The following is a 20,631-nucleotide window of genomic DNA, read 5'->3' as shown; positions in this document are numbered from 1 at the left end:
TCCTTTTCACTCTTGATTCTCCGATTTCGGAAGTTTAACGGTTACAAGGGTTCCGCCTTCCTTACGCTGAGCATAGTCAATTCCGTAATCCGGTCCGAAATGCAAATGAATCCGCTGATTAATATTACGAATACCATAGCCGCTAGCGGGATTAGGACTCTCATCGTTCAGAACAGCTTCAATAGCCATATAATCAACGGTTTTGTAGCCGTTGTCTTCAATTGTAATGCGGATATTCTCCTCCTCAACTGAAGCACTGATGATGATTTCTCCATCCTCACCCATGTTTTTGACACCGTGTATAATCGCATTTTCAATTAAGGGTTGCAGGGTGATTTTGGGAATGAGGTAGCTCTTCGCATCCGGATGAATCTTCCAGACCACGTCAAACACATAATCATAACGATGCTGCTGCAGCTTGATGTAGGCCGTTGCATGCTCCAGCTCTTCTTCCAGCGTGATGAGCTCTCTGCCCCGGCTTAAGCTGATCTTCATCAGCTTCGATAGCTCCTTGATCATCTCAGCGGATTCGACATTGCCTTCCAGCGAGCTTTTCCAATAGATGCTTTCCAGGGTGTTATAGAGTAAATGCGGGTTAATCTGCTGATAAAGCAGCTGCAACTGCGACTCCTTCTGCTTGATCTCCATTTGGTACTTATACATGATCAACCCGTTGAGCCGACGGGCCATATCATAGGTGGAGGCGATCAGCACACTGACCTCATCATTGCTGCCTCTTCGTGGCGTCTCCGGCACCCGGTTGCCTGGTTCATACTTGCGCACGAAGAAGGCCAGCTTCTGCAGCGGCGTCATTAGTGAACGCCAGAAATAGGTAATAATAATAAGCCCGAATAAAGCATACGCGACAGTTATGTATTGAATGACCCGTTTCATTTCGTTTTGCTGCTGTAAAAGTGCTTTTACGGGGATTTTATAGACTAGCTTCTGCCCCAGCGTATGGTTATTATTGACAACATAAATAAAATCAGAAGTGATCACATCGACGGTTCCTTCCGGATCTCCTGCTTCGGCACTATCCGGCAGCGTAATAACTTCACCTGTATCATTGGTAGTGGAGGCGAGCACGCGATTATTCAGGTCCGTTAAGTAAATTTCTCCCTCAGGCAATGAGATGGATTGAAGTGAGGCACCAATTTTGGATTCCATCTTGGTAACCACGAGCACGCCGATCGTCTTTGCTCCCTTATAGATATTATTGACCGCTCTTACGTACGTCAGCGTCTTCAGATTCTCCGCCTGCGGACTCAGTTTCTCCGCGAACATCAGATACCCATGGCCCTTCTGCTGTACGGCCTCTTCAAACCAGTACGGTTGCTCACCTTTGGAGAAAAAATAAACGCCTGCCTTCTTAACCTGTGGAAAGTTGGGAGCGAAAAAATAATAATCATCCGGATCATAGACATAGAGGGAATAATAAATTCCGTCTCCCCGTTCGGCTCCCTGCGAATAGCTGGCCAGCAGCTTCTCGATCGTTTCATATCGCATCACCCGCTCCAATATCGGATCGTTGCCAGTCATATTGATCTGCTGAATTAAGGGATTCTGGATTACGGTGGTGGTGATTTTGTTAACCGTATCGATATCCCTGCTGATAATAGTGAAATTCTGTTTGTTCAGCTCCACATAAGCATTCGTGACATGGCGCTTAAGAATCTGCTCTGCCTTCATATTACCGTAGCTGTTCAGGATCAGAATAGGGGAGATCATAATTAGAAACAGCAGGATCAACTGCTGCTTAACATTCAGCTTTACAATTGGTTTAATTAGCCCAGACCACATCTGTATACACCTCCGGCTTCAATAATATATCAAAATGATAACCGCTTACATATGTTTATTTTAAAGTTTATTATGGTTATTTGTATGCAGTTTTGTTTGTGGGCAGGTAAGTTAGTGAGGTCATCAAAGTGTCATTACAAGAAAACTTTGGACTTCCGGCCGCTGTAGTCTCCAGATTTTTCTGATTTAACCGCTCTTAGCGGATAAAATCCGGAGACAGCCTATGCTTTCGATGCGAGCTTTCCTACGGAAAGCTTTCAGGCGGACGCTACCGCTCCTCCAGTTCCAAATTTCCTCTCCATGACTTTCTGCCCTCACTAAAAAACTGCAAACAAAGAAAGGACTGGAGCGCCAATAAAGAGCGTCTCCAGTCCTTTTAAAGAAATCTACAGTTCTTATTTAGTGTAGCCGTTCAAGCGGAGCCACGACGCGCAAGCATCCGTCCAGCCTTTGGTATGGGGTTCTTCATCGGCCATGCCCAGTCCGTGTATGCCATGCGCATAGACGTGAAGGTCGAATGGGATTTCATGACGCCGGAGCGCAGCGGCGAAGAGTAAACTATTCTCGACTGGCACTGCCTCGTCATCCGAGGTATGCCAGAGGAAGGTCGGCGGAGTTTCTGCGCTGACTTGAAGCTCGCTGCTCAATTTTGTCACCAAATCCTTATCTGGGTGGACACCAAGCAGGTTTTCTTTTGACCCTTGATGCACATACGGATCATCCAACGAGATGACCGGATAGCACAGGATCAGTAGGTCCGGGCGGCTGGAAAGTTGTTCCACAGGTTCGACTGCCTCCACATCCCCCTTATCGAACAGTACACCCGCGTTAGAAGCCAAATGTCCTCCCGCCGAGAAACCAAGAATTCCTACTCTTGCTGGATCAATCCCGTAATCTTCTGCATGCAGACGAACGGTTCGAATCGCTCTTTGTGCGTCTTGGAGAGCTCTTGGATATTGGTAGGGTGCCACCCGGTAACGCAGTACAAATGCCGATATCCCCAGACTGTTCAGCCACTCCGCAATTGGCCCTCCTTCATGATCCGCCCGCATACCGTACCCGCCACCTGGACAGATCACGATTGCAGCATTGCCTTCTCCTTCTACTAAATAAGAAGTAATTGCCGGACTATCCTCGGTACTAGTGCCCGTTGCTCCTGGAGCACCCTCCGGCCATAATAATGTCGTTTCCATCATCATCCCTCATGCTTTCCTTCTATAATAGATAAATTAATCCGCTGGAAAATATTCCTCCGGTTATTTCAGTCTATCAAGACCCTCCAGCACATGCAATCCTGCAACAACAAGATCAGCATCCTTTAGAATTTCCGGCCTGCCAATTCCAACTACCTGCATTCCGGCTGCTATAGCCGCTTGCACTCCCGCTTCGGCGTCCTCGAACACAACGCAGTCTACAGGTTGTAGACCAAGCTCTGTGCAAGCAATGAGAAATACTTCTGGGTCCGGCTTCGCGCGTGTCACCTTATTGCCATCGACTATCACATCGAACAGCTCTGCGATGTTCAGCTTATCCAGGATGAATACAGCATTCTTGCTGGCTGAACCGAGCGCAATACCCACACCGTGAGCTCTAAGTTCTATTAAATATTCCTTTACACCGGGCAGCAGCTCTGATTCATTCAGTGTGGAGATATACTCTACGTATAGTTTATTTTTCTTGTCCGCCATAGTGAGCTTATCCTCATCTGAAAAATTCTGGCCACCCACTTCCAATAAAATATCCAGTGAGCGCATCCGGCTCACGCCCTTGAGTCGTTCATTATGCTCTTCTGTAAACGCAAAGCCAAGCTCATCCGCAAGCTTCGCCCAAGCAAGATAATGATATTTGGCAGTATCCACGATGACACCGTCAAGATCAAAAATGGCGCCTTTCATAGTTTGCAGCATGGACTCACGTTTCCTCTCTGTTTATATATTCAGCGCAATAGTAAGTTGAACCTAAGATTCCCCTAAACCGGCTTTAATCATAACTGCGGTGAATGTTTGGACTTCCGGCCGCTGTTTGCGGATGAAATCCGGAGACTGCTTATGCTTACGATGCGAGCTTTCCTACGGAAAGCTTGTGGGCGGTCGCTATCGCTCCTACAGTTCCAAAATTCCCCTCCGTTACTTCTGCCTTTTTCTTTTGTTGTTTAGTTCATCTTATATAGCCGCTTCCAAACGAAGCCGCAGCTGCGCACCTGGGTAGCAGGGCTCGTGCTGCCCACCTTGTATTGCGAAGGCTAATTCTTCGCGGTTGCTGGCGGAGGCTGATACCGTTACTTCATCGCGGCTGATATGCAGCCTGAAGCTTCCGCCCCGCAGAACAACTGGCAGTTCCACAGATTGCCATGGTTTGGGCAATGAAGGATTGATATGGACGATCTCACCGTCAAAATAAAGTCCCGCGAAGCCTAGTACCGCAGCCATCCAGGCACCACCGTTCGCGGCAGGATGGGTTCCGCCAATATAGAGGTCACCTACATATTGCTTCGACTCTCCGGTCAAATCAACGGTTGCAGTCCGCATAAAATAAGGATAGCCCCAATCGGGAGAACCGATATCAGCAGCGACCAGCGCATAGATGCACGGACTGAGGCTGGACCCATGCTCCGTACGTGGTTCGTAGAATTCCCAGTTCGCTTTTTTCACAGCTTTAGTGAAGGAATGCTTAAACAGGTTGAGCATCAAGACAACATCCGCCTGCTTCAGAATCGTGGTTGTGGTTGCCAGCCCGTTGCCGCCGCCCCAATACTCATGCTTGTTAATCACTCGCGATTTCAGCTCAGCCAGTGTTACCTCCTCCAGCTTGTGATAACGGTCGAATTGTTCAATGATGAGACTTGCAGGATCAGGTTGCTGAACATAAAAGCTGTCCAGCATGGCTTCGAATTCTGCCAGATAGGGTCCAGCACTGAACTGTGCAGATAAACCCCGGTAGGCTTCCGGATAGTTCTCTTTCAACAGCTCTGCAATCCGCAGCGCAATTTCTAGTGTCTCCTTGACTAAGGCATTGGTAAAAGCATTATTGTTCACGCGCTCATGATATTCATCCGGACCGGTGACATCTAGAATTTCGTAGCGCTCTTTTACCGAATTGTAATAGGCATAAGAATAGAAGAAACGAGCGCATTCCCAGACAACCTCGGCCCCTCCATCAATCAACAGCGTATCATCCCCGGTAAATTGTACATATTGCCAAATCCCATGCACAACATCTGCACTAATATGAACTTGCTTATCACGAAAAAAGGTGCGCATTGGCCGGCCGGTGAACACATCATTCACATTAAATAAGGTACAGGCATCATCTCCTGTGTCCTGGCTTTCCCAGGCATAAAAAGCACCCAGGAAACCATATTCCACCGCTTTGCGCCGCGCCCCGTCCAGCGTATGAATACGGTACATCATCAGATTACGAGCAATACCCGGATCACTATGCAGGAAAAAAGGCAGCATGAACATTTCAGTATCCCAGAACACTGCGCCTTTATACACTTGACCCGATAATCCCCGGGCTGGGATTGACACCTTCTCCGATTCGGTCGGGGCAATAATCAGCAGCTGATAAATACTGTATCTTAGAGCAAACTGTGCTTCTTCATCGCCTTCGATAATCACATCACTGTGGGACCATCTGTCCTCCCACAGCTGACGATGAATATTCAACAGCACTGCATAGCCCTGCTCATGAGCGGTGTGGACGTCATGCACCGCCGCCTCAAGCGGGGTCCCTCCGGCAGTTAGCTCATCCAGGCCTGTATATACCGCGACATACTTAAACCACTCATAGGTCTCTCCTGCCCGGACATCAACAGAAATTCGCCGTAAAGCTTTACCTTCGTCGATTTGCTGCTCTCCAAAGCTGAACACTGTTTGTTCGGCCACAACGACCGGGATTTTCAATTCTCCTGTCATTGCAGATGTAATCAGTACATCATTCTCCAACTGCTCCTGCAGCTCATAGAGATGAGGCCCATTAATATCCCATACCTTGCCGTCTATCCCCGTCTCGATAACAATCCGGCAGTCACGCGTACTGTGAATATTCAGCATGCTTACCAGCAGATGTTGATGAGCCAGACTTGCAAAACGCTCTGCGCTAAAGGTCAATGTCCCCCCTTCAGGCAAGTTGTACACGGTCTCCCGGAAGTGGACCGCGCTGCGGATATCAAGCTCCTGTACATGGCTCTCCACTTTAGAGTTCAGCACTGTAAGAGCCTCACCGTCACAGGCTATTGAAGTATACAGACCATTTGGGCCATTCACAGGCTCACGCCACTTGTCGCCAGCCTTGTCATACAGACCGGCCAGTGTAACCGCAACAAGCTGTTCCTTGCTAAACTCCTCCAGCGTACCGCGATATCCCAGGTAGCCATTGCCGATCATATATTTGTTCCCGTTAGTCGTCACCAGATTCTTGTCAAAATGCTGCTCTTTAACGATCCAGTTCAACCTGCCAACATCCCTTCGCCCAGCGGAAGCGCCGTACCGGAGGCATCCACCTTAATCTGCTGCCCATAGACAATTACTTCGGCACTCCCACCACTAATTGCACTAAGCTTCACTGTCGTTTGATCAACAACAATACGGAGCAAAACATCTTCGTACATTACCTGAAAGCTGTAAGAGCTCCACCGCTCCGGCAACGTGGGCTGGAAGGATAACCGTTCTCCGTCCGAGCGCATCCCTCCAAAGCCGTACACTATATTCATCCAGGCTGCCGCAATGGAAGTAGTATGCAGACCCTCGCGGGTATTGCGGTTATAGTTATCCAGATCAAGACGTGTTGCGAACTCGAAGAAATTGTATGCCTCCTCATGCTTGCCAATTTCGCTGGCGAGAATAGAGTGAATGGACGGCGAAAGGGATGACTCATGAATGCATCTTGGCTCGTAATATTCATAATTGGCAATTTTGGCTTCCTTGGAGAATTGCCCACTGTATAAGAACATAAACATCAGCACATCCGGCTGTTTAATCATGTCATAACGATACAGGCGATCGTAAGACCAGTTCGAGTAGAGTGGAAAGTCGGTCACGGGAATAGAATGAATATCAAGATGTGGCATATCAAAAAATCCATCATGCTCCTCGTACACACCGCTGATCTCGTCAAGCGGAATCCGCATATGCAACGCTTTGGAACTCCAATCCCCTAGTTCTTCTTCACGCAATGTTGTTCGGGCAACAACCTCGGCATATTCAGCCGGAGCTTGCTCTTTCATCACCCGGAGGGTATCCAGCGTGTATTCAAATGATTTTTGGGCCATCAGATTGATATAACAGTTGTTATTAACCATCAGTTGGAACTCGTCAGGACCCATTACGCCAAAATAACCGTACTCCCCGCTCCGCTGTCCCCATTGTCCACGGGTGGCATAGAAACGGCTGATCTGGATCAACATTTCTGCACCTTTGCTGTGCAGGAAGGCTTGATCACCGGTATTTTTGACATAATGCCAAATTCCGTAGGAAATCGCTGTGCCGACATGCAACTGTAGATTGGAATGCTGCCACAGATCACAGCTTTCCGTTCCATCAATAGTAGCGATCGGATAACAGGCTCCTTCACAATCTACATCTTTGGCACGCTCTATAGCTTCAGCTAGTGTCTTATATCTAAATTCCAGCAGGCTGCGCGCTGCCTTGGGATTGTTAAACATATAGAAGGGAAGACAATAGGATTCCGTATCCCAGAATGCCAGGCCACGATAGGCTTCACCCGTCAACCCTTTGGCCCCAATATTGAAGCCTGGATGATCACCGTGATAGGTCTGATAAAGCTGGAAGATGCAAAAACGAATACCCTGCTGGTTCTCGGGATCTCCCTCTATGTTGATATCGCTTGTCTCCCAGATTCCGCTCCAGTAGGCGGCCTGTTCTGCAAGCAGCGCAGTCTCGTCCAACTGACCAGCAGCTGCAGCAAGTCCCATTCCTTCATTCCACAACTCATCAGCAGTCCGGGTAGAATCGCTGTCAGCACAGTTGACCACAAACTTCGTATAATAGGTTGTCTCTGCCTGCGACAGCTTTAAGCTGAAGCTCTGCCCGATAAATTTATCCCGCTCAATGCGGGTAGTCTGGAGCGACTGCGGGGATTGCAGTGCAAAGCCGGAATACAGCTTATTGCCGGTATGAACCGTACTGGCCATAATGGCAGTTATTGCTCCTTCCTCAGCGCTGCGGAGGCTGTTCCACATATTCTCGCCGCGTTCCTCATGAATGATGCCAAAATCAAGTCCGGTACATACCTCTACACTTCCCGAGAAATTAAGGGGCTGAAAGGCCACCTGCTGCAGTCCCAAGTGGGAGAGGGTCATGCTGACCAGGCGCGTGAAGATAACTTTCAGGTTCTTACCATTCTCCAGATGCCATACGAACTCGCGCCGATAGGTTCCACTGCGAAAATCCAATCTGCGGGAATAGTCTGATATCCTGCACTTCGCCAGATCAAGCTGTTCTCCATCCACAGTAATGCGGGTGTAGAGCCAATCGACTGCATTTACCATATAGCGCAGGGAGCGAATAATGCCTTTATAATGATTGCCAATCTCAAGTTGTTCATTTAATCCATTGAAATAGCTACCCAGCAAGGAATCTCCACTGTAGCCTTCTTCAGCATATCCTCGCACACCCATGTACTCATTTCCTAATGAAAAAATGGATTCAGAGGTCCGATTCCGCTCTGGATCAAAGCCCTCTTCAATGATTGCCCATGGATCGACCTTTAAATATTTGTCCGCTACCTTAGCCATATTATGATTTCTCCTTCGCCTGAGTTTGCCCTGCCCATTTCCCAGTTGCAGCAGGAAACGATTAAACGCTCAATCTCTAGGATATCCCTCTGGCCTAGGGTCGCCAATGTCCGGCTGTAATGGAGTTGTGTGTATTTATACGGAGTTGGAAATTTCGGCAGTTCACGAAAATTACCTTCATTTCTGTCTGGTTATACAAAAAAGCATTCGCAATCCATTATTTGTTCATAATGGATTACGAATGCTTAAATAACTGAAAATTACTCTATTTCACGCTATTTTAGAGGAAAAGCATATTAAATCTCACACCTTTGAAGTGAAATTAATCACAATGTAAAAAATTCGACACTTTTCCGTGAAATTTCTTAACCATAAAGAGGAATTTCAAGGTATAATTAATTTAAAATTTACTGAAAAACTGAGGGAATAAAGGGGATGTCGATTATGATAAAAGAACATTATAATGTTATCGAAGCCCGCGGGAATACAAACTGTTTCTCCGAACAAAATTTTAACAGACTTCTAGTCACAATGAAAGAGCGCATGATCCCTGAAGGATCACACCTGTTCTGGGAAGGCGACTACTCGGATAAATTGTTTTATATCAAACGTGGACGTGTGAAGTTAACCAAATCAACAGACGAAGGCAAGGAATTGATTCTTTATATGTATCAGGCCGGCGACATGGTGGGCCAAGCTGACCCGTTCTTCAGCACAAAGCACAGCTTCACAGCTGAGGTCATTGAAGAAAGTGAAGTTGGCGTTATTGAGCAGAAGGATCTGGAGATTCTCATCTGCCAGCATTGCGATTTTGCCATCGACTTTATGAAATGGATGGGTATTCACCACCGTCTCACGCAGACGAAATTCCGTGATTTGATGATGTACGGCAAACCGGGCGCTCTCTGCTCTACGCTGATTCGTCTGGGCAACACCTATGGTGAGAGAAGCGGCGAGAACATTCTGATCAACAAAAAAATCACGCATACAGACCTGTCCAATATGATCGGTGCAACCCGTGAAAGTGTCAACCGGATGCTAAGCGATCTGCGTAAGAAGGACGCTGTAGAGTACGAGAATGGCATGATTGTGATCAAGGACTTAGGCATGCTTCAAGATATTTGCCACTGCGAATTGTGTCCGAACGAAATTTGCCGCATTTAATTTCATAATACAGTACCCTCTATTCACCTCATTGAAACATATATGGCCCAATATTCAGCAAAATAAAATAGAGTGGTCAAATGCGCCTAAATTCGGGCGTATTTTTTTTGTCTACCGCAGATGCCAGACGTGGCTACCTCTCCATTCACTGCTAAGTTATTTAGTGCCTGAGGCATTTAATAAAGCAACCCCATTAACTATTAATGGTACGATTCTCTGGGCTAAGGCAGACGGAGCTTCCTTTCTCCCCTCCAGATTCCAGCGATAGGTTACGCCATAGATTGACCAGCCTAACATGGTTGCAGTTGTTTCCAATGTTTTTTCATCCGTTGTGTCAGTGACTTTAGTTATTAGTTGAAGTATGAATTTCTCTAATCGTTTCTTAATATTTTCTTCAATGATCAGTGACACTGAATCATATTTTTTGACGCAGCTATTGCTTGATTCATGATAATCACACAATGAAAAAATGAGTTGCTGAATGGTCTCCTCCGTCAAGCGTGCCTCAGCATCAATTCTTTTGAGAAAATACTCCAGAAACGCAGCTGCCAAAAGGGCTTCAAGCAGTGCGTATTTATCTGCAAAATGGGCATAGAACGTAGCCCGATTAATGGTTGCTTTTCTAGTAATATCGCTGATCGTCATCGTGTTGAAGTCCATGGTATGTAATAGCTCTGCGAATGCATCCATAATTAATTGACGCGTTCGAATGACGCGTGGATCGTTTGGGTTCGGTGAAAGTATAACAGGCATCCTCAAAACACTCCTTTCGGTAAATCTATTATAAACGTAACATCCAACAATTTCACGCTCCTTTCGCATAAGCAACAATAAGAGTAGATTGTTGGTTGAAGGTTAAATAGAAGATTGCTAAGATTGCACTCATACCCCGCTTGAACACAATAAATGAACCTATAGGAGGCGTTATGCATGAGTAACCAACAGCAGAAAATTCATTCCACGGAAGCATTGTTTCAACCCTTTACGATTCATAATTTAATCCTTCCTACTCGTATAGTCATGTCGCCAATGGCCCGTGCCTTTTCCCCAGAGGGTGTGCCGGGAGTGGATGTTGCGGCTTATTATCGTCGTCGTGCGGAGAATGGTGTCGGTCTTATTATTACGGAAGGTGCAATGATTGAGCATCCGGCTGCAACGAGTGAGCCGAGGTTGCCTAATATGTATGGCGAAGCGGCTTTAAACGGTTGGGCTGAAGTGGTCCGACAAGTTCATGAAGCTGGTGGCAAGATTTTCCCGCAAATTCTGCATATGGGCATGGTTCGTCCTCTGGGAGCCCAGCCTAATCCGGAGGCTCTGTCGATTGGACCCTCGGGGCTGGACCTGGAAGGAAACAAAGTGACTGCACCGATGACAGAAGAAGAAATCGCCAGCGTTATACAAGCATTTGCTGATGCAGCAGCAAATGCAAAGTCAATAGGCTTTGATGGTGTTGAACTTCACGGTGCTCACGGTTTTCTGATTGATCAATTCTTCTGGGAGAAAACAAATGAGCGGAGTGATCGCTATGGCGGTGACATGATAAACCGTATGCAGTTCGCCGCCCAAATTGTTCAGGCTGTCCGTGCTGCTGTAGGTCCTGAATACCCTATTGCGATGCGACTGTCCCAATGGAAGATGAATGATTATACTGCGAAGCTGGTCGATACGCCGGAACAACTGGAGCAATTCTTGAGTGTGTTGGTAACAGCAGGTGTGGACATATTTCATTGCTCGACACGCCACTTCGGGGAGTCCGAATTTGAAGGTTCCAAGCTTAGCTTTGCCGGTTGGGTGAAGAAGCTTAGTGGGAAAACAACGATTACTGTGGGCGCTGTAGGTATGGATAGTGATATGAATGATCTTCTGGAGCGGCTGGACAACCATGAATTTGATCTGGTAGCCGTTGCCCGAGCACTGCTTGGCGATCCTGCATGGGCTACCAAAATACGTGAAGGCCGACTTCATGAACTTCATGCTTTTACACCTGAAGCCATTAGCACTCTGTTCTAATCTCAAAAAAAGGCTGCACCCGTGATCTATTAGATCTGGGTACAGCCTTTTTAAATTAATGCTATTTAGCGGTTCTGGCGAATCCCACGTACGGGAGAGATTAACCAGTATGCCATGCCGACAAAAACACCGCCACCTATGATGTTGCCCAAGGTAACCGGGATCATATTGTGCATCCAACCTGCAAACGTAATGGTATCGGGGTGGTTTGGAAGCAGCAGGGCTACGCTCAGCAGGGTCATGTTGGCTACACTATGTTCATATCCACTGGCGATAAAAGCGAACAGACACCACCAGATCAGAACAAGCTTGGCCGTTTCACTCTTGGCACGGGAGGACATCCATAAGGCTAGACAGACCAGCCAGTTACAGAGGATCCCGCGGAAGAACAATTCCGAGAAGGGTAAACTCATTTTTTTGGCCGCAGCGGTAAAGATCAGATGCTCAGGGGGGATGGCCTTGAACAGCCCAGTACCTTGAATCAGTAGAGCCAGAATCACAGCACCGGCAACGTTGCCTAGGAAGACGATAACCCAATTTTTCACGGTATCCCAGACACTGGTTCTGCCAGCAAGAGTACTCGCGGTAAAGTACATATTATTGCCAGTAAACAGCTCCGAGCCAGCAAAGACAACAAGTGTCAGTGCAATCCCAAAGGACGCGCCCATAACAAGCGGTTGAAAAGGTGATTTGATAGCCGCTAGCGGCGCTCCCAATGAAAAGATAAGAATAATACCGATGCCTACATAAGCCCCCGCTAATAGTGCTGCCAGAAAGTACTTAGGCAAGCTTTCGTTCATTTTATCCCTTTTACCCACCGCTACTTCTACGATATTCTCCACATTTTGCGTAAACATCCCACTCCACCCCACCATTTTCTATTTAAGCTGGCAATTCTCAGCTTCTATAAGCTGACCTTAACGGTTTCTCCTACAAGGGTGACCGGATAAGTTACGGCCTGACCCTGATCTGGAGCTTGTACCTCACCAGTGCGAAGATCGATTTTCCAATCATATAATGGATCATACAGATAGTAGCCGGATACGATTCCTTCTGCGAGGGGTCCACCTTTTGGATGAGGACTTCGATTCTCCAGCGCATAAATGGTTTCGTCTGAGGCCCGGAATATAGCTAACTCCACATTGCCTGCGACAACTACACGGCCGATTCTAGGTAGAAAATCCGCTACTACTCCTACAATTACCTCTTGTTTGGTCAATTCCATCGTTGTTCCTCCGCTTCTATAGCTCTTTTGTTAAACCGTTGTCTTCTCAAAAAGTGCCGTACGCGTACTATCATCTTCCAGCATTTTCTTCCAAGGATCTGTAACCTGAGCCAAGGCAAAGTCTATCCGTGCAGCCAGCTCTTTACGGTTCAGCTCATTGTCCATAATGGCTGTTTGAATCGTTTCCAGTCCCATACGCTCTACCCACTCCGAGGTTCTTTCCAGGTAGTTGCCGGTTTCACGATAATATTGCATCACTGCTGAGCATACTTCTAGCAACTCTTCATCCGTCTTCACCTTGCAGAAAGCGTCAGCAATACGGGGCTTGATACCGCCATTCCCACCGATAAATATTTCCCAGCCGCCGTCATTGCCGACGATGCCGATATCCTTCGTACAGGATTCTGCACAGTTGCGCGGGCAGCCATTGACTGCAATTTTGAATTTAGCTGGAAAATCAAGACGTTCGTATTTACGCTCTATTAGCGCGCCCATACCCATCGAATCCTGTGTACCAAAGCGACAGAACTGCGAGCCTACACAAGTCTTGACGGTACGCAGAGATTTGGCGTAAGCATAACCCGAAGGCATATCCAGCTCTTCCCAGACCTTCGGCACATCCTCTTTTTTCACCCCGATCAGATCCAGACGCTGGCCTCCAGTTACCTTTACAACCTTCACATCATACTTCAAGGATACTTCGGCAATTTTCATCAGATCTTCTGGTGTAGTAACCCCACCATACATCCGCGGAACGACCGTGAAGGTACCATCCTTCTGAATATTGGCGCCCATCCGTTCGTTCACAAAACGTGATTCCTTCTCATCCTCATGCGTATCGGGATAAATCATACCCAGATAATAATTAACTGCCGGGCGACATTTGGAGCAGCCTTCTGCCTGTTTCCAGTCCAGTACGTTCATGACCTCTTTAGTTGTTCTCAGGCCTTTGGTCGTAATCTCAGCAACGATCTCGTCACGACTAAGCGTAGTACAGCTGCATATCCCTTGCTTCGCACCTTGCTGAAAGCTGTCCCCCAGCACGAATTGCAGAATTTGTTCTACTACCGGTTTACAGCCACCGCAAGAACGGGTAGCACCCGTACACGCTTTGATCTCATCAACGGTAGTGAAGCCATTCTCGGTAACTGCATCTACTATCGCTTTTTTGGTTACGCCATTGCAGCCGCAGACAATTTCTTCATCCGCCATAGCTTCAATGGACATGCTCTTCTTGGCGCCACCGTCACCACAGCAGCCCGTGCCCATAACCTCGGCATAAATCGCGTCAGTCATTTCTGTACCTTGCTTGACTAGCTTCTGGAGGTTGGCTGATTCGGTTACATCGCCGAACAGGACCGCGCCAACAATAATATTATTTTTGAGCAAAATCTTCTTGTAGGTTCTCTTCCAATCATCCTTGGCTGAGATCACCGTATGTTCAGGAGAATCTATAAATTCACCAGCAGAAAAGACATCTACACCGGATATTTTAAGTTTTGTAGATACAACGGAACCTTCATAGGGATTAGTTTCGACCCCACACAGATGTTTAGCCAATATCATCCCCTGCTCGAATAGTGGGGCGACCAGGCCATAACACAACCCGCGATGCTCGGTACACTCACCGACAGAATATACATTCTCCATTGAAGTTTGCAGATAATCATTAACCACAATCCCGCGATTTACTGTAATTCCACTATCTTTAGCGAGCGCTACATTCGGTTTAATTCCAACAGCCATAACAACAAAGTCTGCAGCAAGCTCTGTATCATCACTGAAACGCAGGCCGCTAACCCGTTGTTCGCCAGTCAATTCGACCGTTTGTTTGCCCATCGCGAATTTCACACCTTGACGTGTAAGTTCAGCTTGCAGCATGGAGGATGCATTGCGATCTAGCTGGCGCTCCATCAGGTCCTCCATCAGATGCACAACCGTAACGTCCATCCCGAGGTTAACCAGCCCTTTGGCCGCTTCCAAACCGAGTAGTCCACCGCCAATAACAGCCGCCTTGCTATATTGTTTGGCCGCTGCCAGCATCGTTTCACAATCCGCGATATCACGGAAACCAACCACGCCGTCTTTATCACTGCCTGGAACTGGCAGTATGAACGAATTCGACCCTGTCGCAATAATTACTTTATCGTATGGAACTGCCATTCCGTTATCAGTGAATATTTGATGGGAGGCTTCGTCAATTCTGGTGACTGTGGTTCCCGTGTGCAATGTAATGTTATTGTCTTTGTACCAGTTTAAGTCGTTAAGTATAATATCTTCCACTGTTTTGCTGCCTTCAAGAACATAGGACAACATAATCCGATTGTAGTTGGGGTGTGACTCACTGCCGAAGATGGTAATATCATAAATACCACCAAGCTTCAGTATCTGCTCGATTGTACCTACGCCTGCCATACCGTTGCCGACCAATACTAGCTTTTCTCTGTTTGCTGTCATGGCTCTTGTGCCTCCTCAAAGCTTCTGGATTCTATCTCTCACTTCTACCTATTGAAATTATACATTTCAAATTTGAAGAGTGATGGTGATTCCAGTCACATTAAATGTGAAGGATTTCACATTAATGCGTTAACAGATGAGAGGCTGCAGACATGACGCACCAATAGCCAGATCCCCTACTCCAAAAACATCGGTGATCTGGCATTTATGTATTTATAGAGTTAACGCGATGTTAATGAAACCTCCAGCTCATCCTGGGGACGCAGCTTCATATCCATTCCACTGTCCAGCAGTTGCTTGCCGTTTACCTTCAGTTTCCATATTTCACTGGTGAGTGGCGTATAGGCTTTAACGGAAACTACCGTCCGGTTATTCTCAGCTAACTGAACGATTCCACTGCTCTTCAGCAAGCTTCTTACCGATACATCCTCCGTAAACAGCATGACATACGAACGGGTCAATTGTGCCTGCTCGCTTCCTCCATTTACTATCAGAATCACAGACTGCAATGAATCTCCGCCGGTCTCTGACTTAGCCGTTATTACGAGATGTGCATCCTTATCAATGGAACTATTAAAGTCTGCAGCGTTAATTATCTTGCCATCTACCTGAAGCTCCCAATCCAAACCCAGCCCTAGAGAAACGTCACTCACCGAGAGAATACTGTTGCCATCTAGAGCAAATTGTACAATCCCGCTGTCCTTCAGCAGCTCTCTAATCGTTATCCCTTTGTGGTAGGAATCGCCTAACTGCCTGTCCGAACTTTCGGTAAGCTCATTGCCGCCAATAAGGAGCGAGAATGTCGGAGGATTAGTGCTGGCAACGGCATAATCTCCGTTAGTCTTGTCCTCAAATAATGACGAACATCCACCTGCTGTTATTAAAATAATCATTCCTATCAATAAGCGCCACAGAAGTTTTGTGGGCATTCCTGGCACCGCCTTCTCCCACCCGATGACAACTGCTAGCAGCGTATCAGGCTTGGTAATCTCTTATGTATACTGACCCTTTCAGGATAACGCAAATTAGCCCGGTTCTCAAATAAATTATACGCTAGGGCCCACTTCGCTTGATTCGTAATGGCTAATGTCTCCGTGCAGCACAATTTCCGGGACTCCATCGATAATATCAATCTGGCAAAGGCTGGTCGGGTGGATGTAGGGCAAATCCCAAAGCTGCTCCATTGCTCGCCCTTCAAAATAAGCCATCAGATGCTTAATAATTACAGTGTGCGTTACAATAAGTACAGATTGCCCCTCATGTGTCTCCATGATTTCCTTCAGTTTATGAAGTGCCCTTGTCCGTACCTCCGCATACGTCTCGCTTCCCTCAACTTTAAACTTCCCGGGTTCCTTCCAGAAATTATGCCATTGCTCCGGATAACGGGACTCCACCTCGGAAGAATAACATCCCTCCCATACACCGAAGCCCATTTCCATGAGCACTTCGGTGGTCTTCAACTGGATGCTGCGCTCCGCACGGACAATTTCCGCTGTACGTAGTGCCCGAGGACTGGGACTTGCATAGATAGCATCAAGCGGTACCGTATGCATAGCTTTTCGCAGCCATTCAGCCTGTTGCAGACCAAGCGCAGTCAAGGCTGAATCCTGAAATCCCTGCATACGATGCACCATATTCCATTCCGTCTCTCCATGCCGTGCTAAATAAAGTCTAGTGTGCTTCATAACGATCTCCATCTCCCGTTCCTAATATACTATGGACCTAAAGATGCCAAACAGCCAGTCCTCCGGGTTGAAGGCTGGCTGTTTGACGGACTCTTAAATTCAACTAGTACTGTTACTGATATCTTGGGAACAAAATGTTATTCTCCAGATGAACATGCTCAAAGGTCATTCCTTCCAGCTCTTCGAGCCGGGCATACGTTAAACGGTAGGTAGTACAAGCATGGCCCGGAGGGGTGAAGTCATTAGTAACCAGGCGGATTTTCTTTAGAATATCACCAGCGGCATCATGCTCGTCTTCCAACTTATTCAGAATAAGACGCAGCTCGGCTAAAGCTTCTTCACTAGGATCTGCCGAGTAAGCCAATATCTTAGGAAACTCACTTTCCTCTTCCTTGGCGGTGTGCTGCAGCAATTCTTCCTTAAGCGTGTTGAACAGCGCATGCATTTCAGCTAAGTGAGGAGAATCTTCACCATGCACACGGAACACTTTGGCTACATTTTGTCCGATTAGAGGCAACTCTTCACGTAAATAATGGTGGTGCTTATTAATAATATGTTCGATCAACTGTGCGGAAGGCGCAGTATTCCATACCTTATCTTCTTCAAGCACCGGATATTCTGCAAGCAGCTTATTCAAATCGCCCAACATGCTGTCAATATCCAGACCACGCTCTGCAGCCGCATCCGCCAGCGGTCTTGCGCCGCCACAGCAGAAATCAATCTTGTTTGCTTTGAAATAATCTGCAGCTTTAGGGAATTGCAGTACAATATCTCTTACCAATGCTTCACCATTAAAAGTGTTCTGCGAAGACTGTTCTATTTCTGAAGTTCTATCATAAGTTTGTTGGGTTTCCATTAGGGTTCCTCCTTGGGTTGTGGGTTCAGGTTTATTCTTCCTACTTACCATACTCCCGAAAGGAACCTTAACTTGTGATTGTAAGCACTGAAATTAAATCTGTTTTTTGAATAAAGTGAATTTTATATGTGTTGTTCAGCGATATCATTCAGAAACCCTATTCCTAGAAACCTTCTCGATTCCTTTGTAGTTCTTTTTTTCACATTTCCACTTTAAAAAAACAAAATTCATCAAAACTCAATTCCACTTGTACCCCGCGTATACGCCCAACAAGGTTTAAGAACACAAAGGATTATTTATACTTTTATTTCCACTTATCCATAACATTTCAAAATATCTTCAACATATTTGTTTGAACATTTTATAACTATTGTTGCACCCTCCAACCTTGAAGAAAGAATAATACCTGAACTTAGCAAAGCACTTTCTAAATCTTCAAAGTTATTTGAGTTTCTTAAATTGCTACTAATGTCTTGTATAGTAGCTTTATCATTTACAAAATAAATAAAATTGTACGTGAACAAAGATTTAGATAGCATACTTGAAAATATTGTAAGGTTAATCTTATTCAATTCTATAATGGTGGAACTTACTTCACTCTCTTGTTCATAACAATCTACCGCATCATAAAATGCCTTTGTTGAAATGTATATTTCCTTTTCAAGCAATTTTTGAACTTTATCACCAAATCTATCTTCGCCATAAATATCTTCCCCTGTTATTACATAAGTTTTGGGAAGTCTCTCTTTCATTAGCTTCTGTAAATCTTGAATAACCAAATTCAACACGTCTTCATCAGGAACATCTAAGGTCAAGTAAACAATACTTTGCTGTCCATTTATTCTTTCAACATCAATTTTTCTAATAGACTTCATACTCTAATCTACCTCCTATTTCCCTGGAAATTTTCTCCTGGTAAAAAACCAGTTCCAGAACCTGATGTATATCCAGGTGGTTGACCTTTAGTCACATTTCCAGCATTATTACAGCCTTTTGAAACGTCCGTTCTAACCTCTACGTGAAAGTGATGACCGTGATGTCTTGGTTGATATGTTTCTGGTTGATATGTTTCACCTAATTTAACTTCATCATTTGGATCAAATGGAATCCTCGTTTGTTCATTAGGCTCCCACTTAACAATTTCTTTTTTTACTTATCCTCCTCTGCATATCTTTTTATTGGCTAGACGTATCTGTAAAAAAAACCTTGAAAAGCACGAAGCTTATCAAGGTAATAAAACTTTCACATGCTCCAGTACTTTACACCAAAGTTATGGTTACCGCCTATGGTACTTTCTTTTTGAAAATCATAATCAAGGTAACCCTCATCATCTAAGTAGTAGACATGTTGCTTATAAAACTCAATAACTGTCTTTAGAAATTTTTCCGGTGAGCGATATACTAAATTTAGATTGCCCTCATCGTGCATATATAAATAGATTCCAGAATTACCTTCAAAATTCTCTACATAACAAAAGTAATCGCTCGAATAGTTAACTAGTAACGGTAAAACAAGTGCATCTTTGGGCCAGAAACTTTGGATATCTAAATTTTCCTTCGCTTCAACAAATTCCTCAATGTGTACTAAACGATACCCAGGAATGAAATCCATTAGTTTTTGATTTTCCGTCTCTCTCTTTGTTCCCTGTACGGAACTATATATTACTTCAAACAGTTTTGGTATTTCAGCAAGCCCGTTGAATACTTCCATCCAATCATCTGTAGCCTTACCTAAACTCTCTGGATATTCAGGCCTCAGTTCTATTGAAAACTCAATGAATTCATTGAAAAGTTCCTTTAACATTATGCACCTCCCTTGTTCCCACGAGTTCAAATATATCCAATCATGTACTGATTCCATCAGTCCGTTCATCCAACGATTTTAATATTACTACCCTTCCCATAAAATATTTATTTCCTCAAACGAAATCTTACTTTCTCCTAAACCTTCTGGGTCATCAGAACCAATCATTCCAATCTCTTCTTTAGAGAGATATAGATCAGTGGTTGGATTAACTATCTTTTTCTCGAAAATTGATTTCATAAGAGCGATTTGCGCTTCCGACATTTCGTAATAATCAACCCAAGCCTTAATTGCAGAATCCATATCCATTCCCTGTCTTTCTAAGATGAACCCTCCATTATCCATCATATCTTCTAATGTATCAGCAGTGACTATTTTATTGTTATCTTCCCAAATAGCAGTTGTAATCACAGGAGTAATCAGGTTATTTATTTCATCTAACAGATATTGCAATGTTTCAGCTTGCGCCACTTCATTAACCCTTTCAGACGCGCCTTGAAAATAGTTATCCGTCTTATTGTCAACAACTGAAATACGACCACTTTTCTCATTACGGAATGCCGCAACACATAGTTCAGGATGAAAAGTAACTGTCCCTCTAGTACCTGCACTATCTTGTACACTGTAATTAAAGCCATCCCACGAATGTTCGTTTGAAAATTTCGGAAAATGTGAAACCATAATTGCATGCGCAATAGCTGCTAACATGCAACCGTTCCAGAGCTGTTCTCTTGTCCATGGAACTTCATTGAGTTTGGCCACCATTCATTCACTCCCTATTTATCACCATTCTAAAACATAAAAAAACACCCCGCCATGGTTCATATCGCAGCGCGATATTGCAACAACCATTCGCAAAGGTGCATTTTCTTTA

The 20,631-nt window shown here is 45.5% G+C and carries 17 protein-coding genes; 2 read left to right on the top strand and 15 right to left on the bottom strand.

Features of this window, described 5'->3' with window-relative positions:
* Positions 1-6 precede the first annotated feature (6 nt).
* The 5 genes from H1230_RS10315 to H1230_RS10295 form a co-directional block, all read right to left on the bottom strand.
* Positions 7-1,800 carry a cache domain-containing sensor histidine kinase gene (locus H1230_RS10315; RefSeq protein ID WP_239715384.1) on the bottom strand — a complete coding sequence of 598 codons (1,794 nt, stop codon included), beginning with the start codon at positions 1,798-1,800 and terminating at the stop codon, positions 7-9.
* Positions 1,801-2,195: 395 nt separating this feature from the next.
* The gene (locus H1230_RS10310; RefSeq protein ID WP_239717247.1) at positions 2,196-2,993 is read right to left on the bottom strand and encodes an alpha/beta hydrolase; all 798 of its coding nucleotides are present in this window, start codon (positions 2,991-2,993) and stop codon (positions 2,196-2,198) included.
* Positions 2,994-3,056: 63 nt separating this feature from the next.
* Positions 3,057-3,707 carry a beta-phosphoglucomutase gene (gene pgmB / locus H1230_RS10305; RefSeq protein ID WP_239715383.1) on the bottom strand — a complete coding sequence of 217 codons (651 nt, stop codon included), beginning with the start codon at positions 3,705-3,707 and terminating at the stop codon, positions 3,057-3,059.
* Between the two features lie 255 nt (positions 3,708-3,962).
* Complete coding sequence (locus tag H1230_RS10300) at positions 3,963-6,254, bottom strand: glycosyl hydrolase family 65 domain-containing protein (protein WP_239715382.1); 2,292 nt, start codon at positions 6,252-6,254, stop codon at positions 3,963-3,965.
* A complete protein-coding gene (locus H1230_RS10295) occupies positions 6,251-8,557 on the bottom strand; it encodes a glycoside hydrolase family 65 protein (protein ID WP_239715381.1) in 2,307 nt (768 codons plus the stop codon). Before H1230_RS10295 ends, H1230_RS10300 begins: the two co-directional genes overlap by 4 nt.
* 444 nt (positions 8,558-9,001) lie before the next feature.
* Between H1230_RS10295 and H1230_RS10290 the strand changes: the two genes are divergently transcribed.
* Positions 9,002-9,721 (top strand): Crp/Fnr family transcriptional regulator, encoded by a 720-nt coding sequence (locus H1230_RS10290; protein ID WP_154118612.1) that lies wholly within the window; start codon positions 9,002-9,004, stop codon positions 9,719-9,721.
* A gap of 156 nt (positions 9,722-9,877) precedes the next feature.
* Here the strand turns inward: H1230_RS10290 and H1230_RS10285 are convergent, their stop codons facing one another.
* On the bottom strand, positions 9,878-10,474 hold the full coding sequence (locus H1230_RS10285) for a TetR/AcrR family transcriptional regulator (protein WP_239715380.1): 597 nt from the start codon (positions 10,472-10,474) through the stop codon (positions 9,878-9,880).
* Between the two features lie 177 nt (positions 10,475-10,651).
* Between H1230_RS10285 and H1230_RS10280 the strand changes: the two genes are divergently transcribed.
* A complete protein-coding gene (locus H1230_RS10280) occupies positions 10,652-11,731 on the top strand; it encodes an NADH:flavin oxidoreductase (protein ID WP_239715379.1) in 1,080 nt (359 codons plus the stop codon).
* A 65-nt stretch (positions 11,732-11,796) separates the two neighbouring features.
* Here the strand turns inward: H1230_RS10280 and H1230_RS10275 are convergent, their stop codons facing one another.
* From H1230_RS10275 to H1230_RS10235, 9 genes are all read right to left on the bottom strand, one after another.
* Positions 11,797-12,588, bottom strand: a complete 792-nt coding sequence (locus tag H1230_RS10275) for a formate/nitrite transporter family protein (RefSeq protein WP_239715378.1) — start codon at positions 12,586-12,588, stop codon at positions 11,797-11,799.
* Positions 12,589-12,635: 47 nt separating this feature from the next.
* A complete protein-coding gene (locus tag H1230_RS10270; protein ID WP_239715377.1) occupies positions 12,636-12,956 on the bottom strand; it encodes a nitrite reductase (NAD(P)H) small subunit in 321 nt (106 codons plus the stop codon).
* Between the two features lie 30 nt (positions 12,957-12,986).
* On the bottom strand, positions 12,987-15,413 hold the full coding sequence (nirB, locus tag H1230_RS10265) for a nitrite reductase large subunit NirB (RefSeq protein ID WP_239715376.1): 2,427 nt from the start codon (positions 15,411-15,413) through the stop codon (positions 12,987-12,989).
* A 221-nt stretch (positions 15,414-15,634) separates the two neighbouring features.
* Complete coding sequence (locus tag H1230_RS10260) at positions 15,635-16,342, bottom strand: hypothetical protein (RefSeq protein ID WP_239715375.1); 708 nt, start codon at positions 16,340-16,342, stop codon at positions 15,635-15,637.
* A 117-nt stretch (positions 16,343-16,459) separates the two neighbouring features.
* Entirely contained in the window at positions 16,460-17,098 is a 639-nt protein-coding gene (locus tag H1230_RS10255; RefSeq protein ID WP_239715374.1) for a histidine phosphatase family protein, read from the bottom strand.
* Between the two features lie 112 nt (positions 17,099-17,210).
* Entirely contained in the window at positions 17,211-17,954 is a 744-nt protein-coding gene (ric, locus tag H1230_RS10250) for an iron-sulfur cluster repair di-iron protein (protein ID WP_239715373.1), read from the bottom strand.
* 314 nt (positions 17,955-18,268) lie between these two features.
* A complete protein-coding gene (locus H1230_RS10245) occupies positions 18,269-18,829 on the bottom strand; it encodes a hypothetical protein (RefSeq protein ID WP_239715372.1) in 561 nt (186 codons plus the stop codon).
* Positions 18,830-19,196: 367 nt separating this feature from the next.
* Positions 19,197-19,757 (bottom strand): hypothetical protein, encoded by a 561-nt coding sequence (locus H1230_RS10240; protein ID WP_239715371.1) that lies wholly within the window; start codon positions 19,755-19,757, stop codon positions 19,197-19,199.
* Between the two features lie 87 nt (positions 19,758-19,844).
* On the bottom strand, positions 19,845-20,522 hold the full coding sequence (locus H1230_RS10235) for a hypothetical protein (RefSeq protein WP_239715370.1): 678 nt from the start codon (positions 20,520-20,522) through the stop codon (positions 19,845-19,847).
* Between the last annotated feature and the right edge of the window lie 109 nt (positions 20,523-20,631).

Origin of the sequence: Paenibacillus sp. 19GGS1-52 (assembly GCF_022369515.1) — a bacterium.
GTDB lineage: Bacteria > Bacillota > Bacilli > Paenibacillales > Paenibacillaceae > Paenibacillus_AQ.
This window is presented reverse-complemented; position numbering and strand designations above follow the sequence as displayed.